Origin of the sequence: Petrotoga sp. SL27 (assembly GCF_002924605.1) — a bacterium.
In the GTDB taxonomy this organism is placed as follows: domain Bacteria; phylum Thermotogota; class Thermotogae; order Petrotogales; family Petrotogaceae; genus Petrotoga; species Petrotoga sibirica.
The window spans coordinates 1-11,915 of the sequence record NZ_JAIP01000014.1 but is presented as its reverse complement, the minus strand read 5'-3'; the positions used below and the strand labels follow the sequence as shown (position 1 = coordinate 11,915).

General features: G+C 33.8%; 10 protein-coding genes and 1 riboswitch. Of the genes, 4 read left to right on the top strand and 6 right to left on the bottom strand.

The features are described 5' to 3' along the window. Positions 1–130: 130 nt before the first annotated feature. The 4 genes from AD60_RS06040 to zwf all read right to left on the bottom strand — a co-directional run bounded on the left by AD60_RS06040 (position 131) and on the right by zwf (position 4,605). A complete protein-coding gene (locus AD60_RS06040; RefSeq protein WP_103927457.1) occupies positions 131–1,273 on the bottom strand; it encodes a hypothetical protein in 1,143 nt (380 codons plus the stop codon). Between the two features lie 208 nt (positions 1,274–1,481). Continuing rightward, entirely contained in the window at positions 1,482–2,174 is a 693-nt protein-coding gene (locus tag AD60_RS06035; protein WP_103927456.1) for a DUF554 domain-containing protein, read from the bottom strand. A gap of 189 nt (positions 2,175–2,363) precedes the next feature. Continuing rightward, entirely contained in the window at positions 2,364–3,062 is a 699-nt protein-coding gene (gene pgl, locus AD60_RS06030) for a 6-phosphogluconolactonase (protein ID WP_103876770.1), read from the bottom strand. Beyond that, positions 3,043–4,605, bottom strand: coding sequence for a glucose-6-phosphate dehydrogenase (zwf, locus tag AD60_RS06025; protein WP_103876769.1), 1,563 nt, complete (start codon positions 4,603–4,605; stop codon positions 3,043–3,045). Before zwf ends, pgl begins: the two co-directional genes overlap by 20 nt. 377 nt (positions 4,606–4,982) lie before the next feature. Between zwf and AD60_RS06020 the strand changes: the two genes are divergently transcribed. The 4 genes from AD60_RS06020 (at position 4,983) to AD60_RS06005 (ending at position 9,004) form a co-directional block, all read left to right on the top strand. Continuing rightward, positions 4,983–6,182 (top strand): FprA family A-type flavoprotein, encoded by a 1,200-nt coding sequence (locus tag AD60_RS06020; RefSeq protein ID WP_103876768.1) that lies wholly within the window; start codon positions 4,983–4,985, stop codon positions 6,180–6,182. Positions 6,183–6,230: 48 nt separating this feature from the next. Continuing rightward, positions 6,231–6,342, top strand: a riboswitch (SAM riboswitch). 162 nt (positions 6,343–6,504) lie between these two features. Further along, positions 6,505–7,332, top strand: a complete 828-nt coding sequence (locus tag AD60_RS06015) for a MetQ/NlpA family ABC transporter substrate-binding protein (protein WP_103876767.1) — start codon at positions 6,505–6,507, stop codon at positions 7,330–7,332. Positions 7,333–7,366: 34 nt separating this feature from the next. After that, the gene (locus AD60_RS06010; RefSeq protein ID WP_103876766.1) at positions 7,367–8,365 is read left to right on the top strand and encodes a methionine ABC transporter ATP-binding protein; all 999 of its coding nucleotides are present in this window, start codon (positions 7,367–7,369) and stop codon (positions 8,363–8,365) included. Continuing rightward, complete coding sequence (locus tag AD60_RS06005; protein WP_103876765.1) at positions 8,366–9,004, top strand: methionine ABC transporter permease; 639 nt, start codon at positions 8,366–8,368, stop codon at positions 9,002–9,004. A 40-nt stretch (positions 9,005–9,044) separates the two neighbouring features. Here the strand turns inward: AD60_RS06005 and AD60_RS06000 are convergent, their stop codons facing one another. Both AD60_RS06000 and AD60_RS05995 read right to left on the bottom strand, forming a co-directional pair. Further along, positions 9,045–9,938 (bottom strand): glycine betaine ABC transporter substrate-binding protein, encoded by an 894-nt coding sequence (locus tag AD60_RS06000; RefSeq protein ID WP_233186832.1) that lies wholly within the window; start codon positions 9,936–9,938, stop codon positions 9,045–9,047. Between the two features lie 89 nt (positions 9,939–10,027). Continuing rightward, on the bottom strand, positions 10,028–11,485 hold the full coding sequence (locus tag AD60_RS05995) for an asparagine synthase-related protein (RefSeq protein WP_103876763.1): 1,458 nt from the start codon (positions 11,483–11,485) through the stop codon (positions 10,028–10,030). Positions 11,486–11,915 lie beyond the last annotated feature (430 nt).

Genomic DNA, 11,915 nt, shown 5'->3' with positions numbered 1-11,915 from the left:
ACAAGTGAATCTTTTTGTGTTTTCAAGCCTATTTTGAGTTTTTCTGAAAGTATGGGCATTGTCAGTTACACTAATTTTTAACAATCTTTTTGGTTTTTACTCCTTGACATATCACCGATTAGCTTTCTAATTAATCTTTTTCTTCGCCTATAAAGTCTTGACCTATCTCTTCTTCATCAAAGTTTTCTGTTGTTACATTATCAACTATCATCAAAATTTGGTTCAGCCCTTTCATTACACCATCTCTTTCGAAGTATTCTGTGCCATCTAATATTTCACCTTTCGCTATACCCAGCGAAACTGCGGGAATACCTGATTTAATTATCAATGCTTCATCTTTGTCTAAAGGAACCAATTTGGTTTTGATGTTTAAATTATTCTGAATCTCTCTGATCTGTTCGATCAAGGGATGGTCTTTTGGTATGAAAGTAGTTGGTATGTACGAAAGCAGATTCAATTTTATTTTTAAATTGTATCTTTCTGCCAATTCTGTAACGGTGGATCTTAAGTTTTCACTTATGGTTTCTAAATCTTGGTCTCCTACGCTCTTTATCTCCATTATCACTTCAGTGTTGTGCTCGAATCTGTCGAGTTTTAAGATACTTACAGACGTGCCTTCCATATCCGCATTTTCTTTAAGATTGGACGTTATTCTGTACAATATTTCTAGGGTTGAAGGAGATTTAGAAGTCTTATGTATTGAATCTCGGGAATAAAATTTTAATTTGTAGACATATTTTCCCAAAGAACGATGACCAAGATCTCCTAAAGTGATGCCATTGACTTTAATGGCATAGTCCAAACTTTTGATATTTTCTTGTAAAAACTCTCCTAAACTTAAAAATTTGTTTTTTCTTGCCTGGTTAAGAAAAAGGAAAAATACGTTCTTTCTTAAATCTACTTTTTCTGAGTGTAAAAACTTTATCATAGTTAAGAGAGCTGCTACTTTAAGAGAAGACGAAACAATTTTTAGACCTTCTAGTTTTCCTTTTAATACTCTGGCGAATCTTTCAATAAGTGGATCGTTTATCTCATCTATAGTTGTGAAAACAAGGGCGGTAGGGGAAATATCGTCGTTAACAAACGAGACATATACGTTCCCTTCCTCATCTTCCTTAATATTGGGTAGATTCGTTTCTTTCAATCTGTTTATTATAAAGTTTTTTTGCTCATCGAAGTTTTTTAAAGGAAGCTGATTGTAAAGTATCGTATTAGATAACAATTCATCCTCGTATTTTTCCAACTTCCATAAGGCATTTTCTAATCTAAGCATTTTGATTCCTCCTTTTCACAATTTTATCAAGTAACAAAAATTAATACCTTTTAAAAAAGGTTTTGCGATTAATTTTGTTTAATTCATCTGTATTAGAAATATGGACGAATAAAGTATGAGTAGTAGAGAAATGAATAGTAGTTTAAATAAGAAGGAAATATTTATTAATCTTTCTATCAACTATTATAACATATTTTGTAGGAATTTGTCAAAACCTGCCAAAAAAGGTAAGAATATAATTTATCAAAACGACAATTATTAAAGAAGGAAGAAAATTTCCTACTTTTATATCTTTTATCTCTAAAAGTTTTATTCCAATGGCAATTATCATTGCTCCTCCTACGGCTGTAAAATCGTTCAAATAATAAGGATTTGAAAGGAAGGAAAGCATCCCAGCTAAACTAACTATAGAACCTTGAATTAAGAAAACACTCACAGCAGAGAATGTAACCCCTACTCCATACGCCGAGGCTAAGATCATAGAAGAAATTCCATCAAGAACAGATTTTAAGAAAATAACAGAGTTGTCTCCTGAAAGACCAGCATTTAGACATCCAATTATCGTCATAGGTCCGATGACAAAAAGAACGGTAGCGGTAATAAATCCTCTTACAAACGGTGTTTCTCCTTGTGACCTTTCAACGATGTTTGCCAATTTTCCTAGACCTTTTTCTATTCTCAATAATTCTCCAATTACTCCTCCAAGCGCCAAAGATACTAAAACCACGATCAAATTGCTTGCATCTAACCCCATCCCTACTCCAATCAAAAAGGTAGTTATACCAACACTTTGAAATAAAATCAGTCTCAAATTATCCGGCAATTTATTTCCTACAAGCGTTCCCAGTGTGCCTCCAATTAAAACGGCTAAAGTGTTAACTATGACAGCTATGTTGAACATTTCTAATTACCCTCCCTCTTTCCGGCACAGAATCAGTTAAAAACTGTTTTAATAATTATACCAAAGAATTAATTATATGGTTAATTACAAAAACAAAGAAATTTTAAGATTTTTTTCTAAATGATGGGAGAATTTTAGATAATTTCTTAACTCATAATTATCAATTCAATAGGGACTGTCAAACAGTCCCTATATTTTTATGAAAAAATAAGTATTCTTAACTTTAACCTTTGCAGCTGGAAATTTTTCTTCTGCTATCTTAGGGTGGTTTAGGATTTCATCTATTACTTTCTCTTTCCCTTTGTATGAACTTAGAAAAAGGATATTTCTTGCCTTGTTCAGCAATTTGTACGTGGCTGTAATTCTTGGTAATTTAGGTGTTCCAGAAGGTGGTGTGACTGTGAAGAGCTTTTTGCTTTCTTTTAAAGTGTCACTTGAAGGGAACAAAGATGCTGTGTGGCCATCTTCTCCTATTCCTAGTAGTATCAGATCAAAAATAGGATTTTGTTGTCCAAAAAAGTTGATTATTTTTTTTACGTACTCTTGTGTTGCTTTTTCTATAGGCAGTTCTGTTTTTATCCTGTGTACATTGTTTGAAGAGATATTAATTTTGCTTATTAGCAAATCGTGTGCCCATTTGAAATTACTTTCTTCACTTTTTTGATCGACGTATCTTTCGTCTCCCCAAAAAATGTGGACCTTCTCCCAATTTATTTTATCTTTGTACTCTGATGCTAATTCTTCATAAACAGGAAGTGGTGTTCTTCCGCCTGAGAGCATTAAGGTGAATAATTTATTTTCTTCTATGCTTTTTTTATACAGTTTATAAATTAGGTTTGCGGTCTCTTTTTGGAACTTTTGGGGATCTTCAAAAAACTTTGCTTGCATATAAATCCTCACTTTCAAAGTCTAAGTTTCGCCAACTTCTATTATCTTTTTCTAATAACTCAAAAGATTCTTTTGGTCCCCAGGTACCACTTTTGTATAATCTCAGCCCATTATGTTTTTCTTCTTCCCATTTTTCTAAAACAGGGGTGAAGATTTTCCAAGAAATTTCCATAGCGTCACTTCTTACAAAAAGTGTTTGATCACCCAACATGGCGTCCAAAAGAAGCCTTTCATATGCATCAGGACCTTTGAATTTGAAGAATTCGTCATAATTGAAATCCATAGTTAATGTATTTAAACAAAGCTTGGAACCGGGTTGTTTGGCTTGGATCTTCAGTGAAAACCCTTCGTCTGGTTGTATATTTAGAATGAGGGCATTTTTCTCTAATGTTATATCGTTTTTAGCAAATATCGAATGGGGAACGTCTTTAAAGATTATGGCGATTTCTGTAACCTTTCTTTTCAATCTTTTGCCTGCCCTTAAATAAAAAGGTATCCCGCTCCATCTCCAATTGTCGATTAAAAATTTAGACGCTACAAATGTTTCTACAAAAGAGTGTGGATCAACATTCTTTTCTTCTGTATAAGCAGGAACTTCTTTTCCATTGATCATTCCGTCAATATATTGGCCTCTTACAAAGTATTCATCTATCTTCTCTTTTTCAAAGGGTCTTATAGCTTTCAATAGTTTTGTCTTTTCGTCCCTAACGCTTGTATCTTCAAGGGAAGCAGGAGGTTCCATTGCTACCAAAGTTAAAAGCTGCATCATATGGTTTTGAAACATGTCTCGTAATAAGCCAGCTTGTTCAAAGTATCCAGCCCTATGTTCTACGCCTAATGTTTCAGCCACGGTTATCTGGACGTTATCTATGTATTTGTAATTCCATATGGGTTCAAAAACAATGTTTGCAAATCTGAGCATCATTATATTTTGAACGGTCTCTTTACCAAGATAATGGTCAATTCTGTATATTTGGGTTTCATTTAGATACTTATGAAGTTCCTCGTCTAATTCTTTGGATGTGTTAAAATTACTGCCAAAAGGTTTTTCTATTATTATTCTTGAATAAGAATTTTCACTTTCTTTGGTCAAGTTAAACTTCCCCAAACGTTTAATTATTTCTAAATAGACATTTGGAGGGGTTGAAAGATAAAAAAGATGATTTTCGTGGGTGTTAAAGATTTTATCGAAATAATTTAGTTTATTTTTTAGTTCCAGGTACAGGGAATCATCGTCGTAGAAACCTGAAGTATAAAAAACTTTTTCAATGAATTTTGAAATTATAAAGTTATCTTCGTTTTCTTCCAATAATCTATTTTTTATTTCTTGGCGGTATTCCTCCGCGGTGAATTTAGACCTAGCTACTCCCAGTAAGAAAAATTCGTTGGGTAAAAGGTTCTTTTTGAACAACGTATATATAGAAGGGATTAATTTTCTAAAAGTTAAATCTCCTGAGGCTCCAAATATTATTAAGGAAGAGGCCCCGGGTTTTATTTCTTCACAAATATTTTTTCTTGAAAGATGTTTTGTTATTTGTTCCATATACTGCCGCCCACCTCTTTGTATAGAATATTTTAATGTGCTCCCCACCCACAGTGTTTATAGAATATTTTATAAATTAATTGTTATTTGTATTATAACACGACAAAAAAGATAATAATTTACAAAATTTTGAATTGTTTTATTTTGATAATATTGCCTTGAAAAAAAGGGAACTTCAAACAATTTAACGATTTGTAAGGTAAAAGTTAGTTAAAATCGACCATAAAACGAGCTGGATTATGTGATAAAATATATTTTGAAGAAAAGGCTGGAAAAGATTCCTACCTCATTCGATTATATCAAAATCAGAACGACAAAATATTAGAGAAGTTGAGTAAGCTAACTTTAAAACTTAAAATTCAAAGGAGGATGAAAGTATGAATGTTTCCATAAAAATTAGCGACAGTATTTACTATGTTGGGGTAAACGACAGAGACACTCAGCTTTTTGAAAGTTTATGGCCTCTTGATAGAGGGGTTAGTTATAATTCTTATTTAATCTTAGATGAAAAAACAGCTTTAATCGATACGGTTAAAGAATGGAAAGTGACTGAGTTTTTTGATAAAATTAGAAAACTTTTAAACGGTAAACCTCTTGATTATTTAATCATCAATCATATGGAGCCTGATCATTCTGGGGCGATTCCAGAACTTTTGCAAAAATTTCCCAATTTAAAAATTGTGGGTAACAGAACTACTTTTCAATTTATAGAAAACCTTTATATGGTTAAAGATAATTTTCATGAGATAAAAGATGGTGAATCTCTGAATTTAGGAAAGCATAATCTGAGGTTTTACCTAACTCCAATGGTTCATTGGCCAGAAACGATGATGACTTATGATGAAACGGATAAAATTTTGTTCTCAGGTGATGCCTTTGGTGGATTTGGGACCTTAGACGGGGGAATATTCGACGATGAAGTAAAAATAGATTTCTTTGAAGATGAAATCAGAAGATATTTTTCTAATATAGTTGGAAAGTTCTCTCCTATGGTACAAAGGGCCTTAAATAAATTGAATGAAGCTAATATAGATATAAAAATAATCGCTTCTACACATGGACCAATTTGGAGAAAAAATCCAGACAGAATTTACTCTTTGTATGATAAATGGAGTAAATACGAAACCGAAGAAGGTGTAGTAATAGCTTATGGTTCGATGTATGGTAATACAGAAGAAATGGCAGATTATGTGGCAAGAAAATTGGCTGAAGAGGGCATTAAAAAGATCAAAATAATGAATGTATCAAAAACGCATATTTCTTATATAATTAACGAGATTTGGAGGTACAAAGGGCTAATACTTGGAAGCTCAACGTATAACCAAGGTCTTTTTCCTTATATGGAATCGTTAGTTCAATGGTTGGCTCATACCAATATAAAAAATCATGTTTTAGGTATCTTTGGTACATATGGTTGGAGCGGAGGCGGAGTATCTACTATAGTTAAGTACAATGAGCAAATGAAATGGCCGCTTGTTACTGAACCGGTTGAAGCAAGGTTATCTGCAAAAGAGGAAGATTTTAAGAAATTAAGTGAATTGGCAAAAGCGATGGCAAAAGAGATAAAATTGGCTTGACTTCCAAAAAGAAATATGATAGTATAGGTTAAATTAATAAGTTTTGATTCCTTATCGAGAGAGGCGGAGGGACTGGCCCGAAGAAGCCCGGCAACCTGCATAATTTAACAAAATTATGCAATGGTGCCAAATCCTGCAGAATAATTCTGGGAGATAAGGAGAGGATAAGAATTATAAAAATACACCTCTTCCATTCTACCGGAAGAGGTTTTTTGTATATAAAGTTCTAATTATAGAATTTTTTCAGGTATAAGATTTTGATTTTAAAAGGGTTACGGGGTGAAAGGGTACTAAAACATATATTCCGAGGGAGGGATTTAGTATGAAAAGAAGTAAGTGTGTATTAAAGGTTTTGGTTTCATTATTTATTTTTTTAACATTGTTTTTCGTTGAAGGATATGCTTTATTTGGCTTTGGTGGGAATACGTTCAAAGTTGGAGCTACTCCAGTTCCGCACGCTGAGATTTTAGAGTTTATAAAAGATGATTTTAAAGAAAAAACTGGTGTAGAGCTTCAGATAGTAATTTTCACGGATTATGTTCAACCCAATTTGGCTTTGGAAGACGGTTCTATAGATGCGAATTATTTTCAGCATGAACCATATTTAGAAACTTTTAAAAGGGAACGCAAGTTGCCAGACTTGGTGTCTGTTGCTAAGATCCATGTTGAACCTATGGGGTTTTATTTGAAAAAAGATTTAAATGTCCTTAAAAAAGGCGATTTAATCATAATTCCTAACGATGTTACCAACGAAGGTAGATCTTTGTTGCTTCTTCAAGAATATGGAGTGATTAAGCTTAGGGAGAGAGAGGATCCTTTAGTGGCAACTATCAAGGATATTGTTGAAAATCCATACGGTTTGGTATTCAAAGAGCTTGAAGCACCGTATTTGCCCAGGACTTATAAGGAAGATAAAAATGTTGTTGGGGCAGTAATTAACACAAATTATGCTATAGAAGCAGGGCTAAACCCATTGGAAGATGCGGTATTCTACGAAGGAGCCCAATCTCCATATGCCAACATAATAACTGTAAAGGAAAGCCGTGTCGACGATGAACTAGTAAAAGCTTTGATTAAAGTTTTAACAACCGATAAGGTTAGAAAATTTATTATAGAGAATTATAATGGTGCCGTAGTACCTGTATTTTGAGCTTTCATAAAATAATACAAAAGGAGAAACTTAGTTGTTAAAAATAAAAAATCTTAATCTCATATATGATAACAAAAATCATGTCTTAAAAAACGTAAATTTTACAGTTGAAGATGGAGAAATTCTGGGGATTATTGGTCTATCCGGAGCGGGGAAAACGTCTCTTTTGAGAACGATGAACCTGCTCCAAGCTCCTACTTCCGGGGAGATTTTCTTGGATAAAGTAGATCTAACAAAATTAAATAATAACCAATTGAGAAACGTGAGAAAAAAGATTAGTATAGTATTCCAACATTTCAACTTGTTGAGTTCTAGAACGGTATTTGAAAATGTATCTCTTCCCCTTGAAATTGAAAAATTGCCTAAAAAGGAAATAGAAATTCGTGTTAATAAGATATTGAAAGATGTGAATCTCCTTCATAAAAAGGATTCTTATCCTTCCCTGTTATCGGGAGGAGAGAAACAAAGAACAGCTATAGCAAGGGCATTGATAAATAATCCTGATATTATTTTGTTTGATGAGCCCACATCATCTTTAGATCCAAGTACAACACAAAGAATTTTAGATCTCATATTAGAAATCAATAAGAGTATGAAAAAATCAATTTTGATTGTTACTCATGAAATGGACGTGATCAAAAAGATTTGTGATAAGGTGGTTTATTTAAAAAATGGAACGGTTGATTTTTTTGGTAAAGTCCACGAATTTTTTATTGAAAAAGAAAATGAACTGAATAAAGAATTTTATCAAGAAATAAACGTAGATTGGAAAAGGGTAAAAGAGGTTGTTAAAGGAGAAAACGATAGATTGATAAAGGTAGTTTTTTGGGGAGAAAAAACTCATGAACCTATCTTACATAATATCACCAAAAAATATGACATCACATTGAACATACTCTACGGTAAGATAGAACATTTGAAAGACAATCCGTATGGAACTTTAATAGTCGAGGTTATTTCTACGCAAAGGGAAATGGAAAAGTTTTTAGAAGAGCTCTCTGCCAATGTTTACAAAGTTGAGGTGTTGAAATAAATGATCCAAGATCTCTTTATAGCTACTCTTGAAACGTTATACATGACCTTCGTTTCTGGCTTTATAGCCGTTTTGTTAGGTATTCCGTTGGGAATTGCGCTCTACATGTTGTCTAAGAGTGATAAGAAAGCTGCAAAAACCTGGTATTCCGTTTTAGATTGGATTGTAAATATATTTAGATCAATACCTTTTATCATCCTTATTATTTTGATAATCCCTTTAACAAGATTATTAACAGGAACGATAATCGGTTCAACCGCAGCAATTGTGCCATTGTCTATAGCAGCGATTCCTTTTATGGCAAGATTGGCTGAAACTTCTTTTAACAATCTTTCACAAGGGTTACTAGATACATCTGTATCTATGGGTATGACCAACAGACAGTTTATATTTAAAGTATTATTACCTGAGACTGCCCCGGAGATGGTTTCAAATATTACTTTGTTGGTTATAAACTTAATAACTTACACAGCTATAGCAGGAGCTGTGGGAGCCGGAGGCCTTGGGGCAATGGCGATAAATTACGGATATCAAAGGTTTAGAATGGATGTTCTTCTATACGACGTGGCAATATTAATCTTCTTGACTCAGATAACCCAATTTGTTGGTTCAAGATTGTCGAACTCTTTAAGAAAATAAAAAGCCAGGAATCTCCTGGCTTTTTATGTAATAAACGAGATTAATCTATCAAGCCTAAACCTTCTAAATAATCTCTTGCAACAACTTCTGGTTCAACACCCTCAACATCTACTAAATAATTTAACCTTATGATTATATCTTGGTTTAAGTACATAGCAAAAGGTCTCAATATTTCTGCTATCTCAGGATATTTTTCTAAAGTATCTTCTCTCACCACAACAGCTACATGATAAAAAGGGAAGAAATGTTTATCGTCTTCCAAAACCTTTAAGTCGTATTTCAGTAGCTGAGAATCGGTGGTAAAGACCATTGTTATATCAGCATCTCCTTGATTCAAAGACTCATAGGTTAAACCCCACTGCATAGTTTTAACATCATTTTTGGATATGTTCATGTTGTATGTTTCTGCCATTTCGAAAATATTCATTGCACCTTCGAAGAATTCATAGTCAATTGCTATTTTCATTTCCCCAGGATGATCATTTACATATTCGGCAAGTTCAGATATGGTATCAATGCCTAAACTTTCTGCGCTTTCCCTTTTCATAGCCAGGGCATATGAGTTGTTTATACTGGTTAGATCTAGCCATACTAACCCTTTTTCTTTATCTATGCTTTTAACTTGGTTGTATAATTCTACTGGGTCGTAAATCAATTCCTCTTTATGATAATACGTTGTCCAGGCTGTTCCTGTATAATCTGCGGAAATATCTATTTGGCCGTTCAACATACCTGTTCTTCTCACTAAAGTATTTAAGCCAAATCTTTTATCGATATTAAAATTGTTTTCTTCAAGTAAAGCAGATATGAGTTCACCAAATATGTACTGTTCCGTGAAATTTGAAGCACCTACGGTTAAAGTTGCACCAAAAAGCGCAGTTAAAGAAAATACAACGACCAACACAAGCATTGTCAATTTTTTCAAAGTTAACACCTCCATCAATTTAAGTTACATGAAACCAGTTTTAGCGCCCCTTCGCCCCGTTCTCCAACCATATCTTTAAGGGAGAATTTCGCCGTTTATCAATTTAATAAGGGATTCCATCTGGTTACTAAACGTTCATAAGATTTATCTGGAAAGAATTCTTTAAATAAACGGTAATAATAAAACTCAGCGGGAGATGTAAACTCCCAATCAACATCTAAATTTTGAAATGTACTCGGCCTTCTTTCAAATTCTGAGACTTTCTGTTGTGAAATATCTTTTATGATATCAGATACACCGCTACCATTAGCAAAGGGTTCTTTTCTTCGATTTACAATGTTGTTAGGTAAATCATGTTCATAAGTTTTTCTTAAGATCCATTTTTCAATTTTTTCAGGTCCATAAATTTTCCATTCATTTGGTATTTGATTACAAAAATTCACCACACGTCTATCAAGAAAAGGAGTGCGATATTCGATTCCATGAGCTGAGAAGGATCTATCGAGTCTTTGGAGTCCAGTACGGTAGGCGTTAGACATTAAATCATCAAAAAAATTATCCATCTCTTGATTTGACTCTGCTTGCTTTAGTTCGTGATAACCTCCTAAAAGCTCATCTGCTCCTTCACCGCACAACAAACAATTTGCTCCCTTTTCACGGGCAAATTTCGCTGTTAAATAATGCGCCACTGCGCCATGAACACAAGATTCTTCGAAAGATTCTAAATGATAAATAGCTTTTGGGAGAATATTTTCAATTTTTTGTTTATCAAAGATTTTCCAATAATGAGAAGAACCAATAAATTCTGCCATTTCGGTTGCCCGTGGAAGATCGCCATTTTGAGAAACGCCTATTGTGAAGGTCTTGATGGGATTTTGATATTTAGAAGCGGTATAAGCGATAATACTGCTATCCAATCCGCCGCTAAGTAAAGCTCCATCCACAAAACCATCTGACATATTGCGTTTAACAGCCTTCTCTAATAATTCCTTCAGTATTTTAGCCGCATCTTGCGGTGTTTTAAAGGAAGGGACACTTTCAAAGAAAGTCGAATAAGGTAGAACGCCGTCTTTTAATGAAAATAAGTGTCCAGGTTCTAGTTCTTCAATCTCCTTAACTATACCAACAAGACCCTTTGCTTCCGAGGAAAAATAAAGTTCATTATTATTAAAGCCATAATATAGGGGATGAGAACCGATGTAATCTCGGCCTAAAATAAGATCATTTCTGTCATCGATTGCGAAAGCAAAATCACCATCTAAATAGCTTGCAAATTTTTTCCCAAATTTTCTATAATTTTCAAGTATTAAGAATGCCGCTTCAAGATGTAAATTATCTTCGTGGTAGAGATGCCCATCTAAAACAGAAATACCGTTTCCTTCTTTTGTAAAAACTCGCTCTTTTGCTGTTTCCTCTGATGAAAGCAAGCAGCAACCTATAGTTGCTTTTTCTCCTTCTTCTACCCATGTTGATTTTGGACCTCGGTGTTGAATCCTGTTCAATATTTTATTAACAATTTTCTTGTCTTTAGCTGTTGTTCCGGCAATACCTGACACAAATTAATCCTCCTCGTATAATATGTATGGATATGAAACTCAAAAAATGGTACTAAAAATTTGTTTTTTGCTCTTTTTTATTATTTCTTTTGTAAAGAGATACCCTAATGCTAAAATAGTACCAGGATGATTAGCGAGGGAAGATTCCCTTCCTCCCTGCAAGACCTTTTGGTCGTTGCTTAAAAAGCTTGTTTCCTGACTTAGCAGTCAATTTGCTAACCGATTACTGCATCACCTTTGATTAGGCCATCAGCAAGGCTATTTTTCATTGGTGGATGCTCATAGAGCGCGAGGCTGCCTTTGACTGCTAAGATTAGGGCATCTCTTTGCTTTCATCCTTTATCTTTTTTCGAAAGGTGGTGAAATAACTATGGATCACAACGTTTTATCCACTTTGTTCGTCGGTATCGATGTGAGTTCTCTAACTAAT

Excerpts from the sequence above, each read along its gene's own strand:
- AD60_RS06005 (WP_103876765.1), top strand. The coding sequence starts at position 8,366 with ATGATCCAAGATCTCTTTATAGCTACTCTTGAAACGTTATACATGACC.
- AD60_RS06035 (WP_103927456.1), bottom strand. The coding sequence starts at position 2,174 with ATGTTCAACATAGCTGTCATAGTTAACACTTTAGCCGTTTTAATTGGA.
- pgl (WP_103876770.1), bottom strand. The coding sequence starts at position 3,062 with ATGCAAGCAAAGTTTTTTGAAGATCCCCAAAAGTTCCAAAAAGAGACC.
- AD60_RS06040 (WP_103927457.1), bottom strand. The coding sequence starts at position 1,273 with ATGCTTAGATTAGAAAATGCCTTATGGAAGTTGGAAAAATACGAGGAT.
- zwf (WP_103876769.1), bottom strand. The coding sequence starts at position 4,605 with ATGGAACAAATAACAAAACATCTTTCAAGAAAAAATATTTGTGAAGAA.
- AD60_RS06015 (WP_103876767.1), top strand. The coding sequence starts at position 6,505 with ATGAAAAGAAGTAAGTGTGTATTAAAGGTTTTGGTTTCATTATTTATT.
- AD60_RS06020 (WP_103876768.1), top strand. The coding sequence starts at position 4,983 with ATGAATGTTTCCATAAAAATTAGCGACAGTATTTACTATGTTGGGGTA.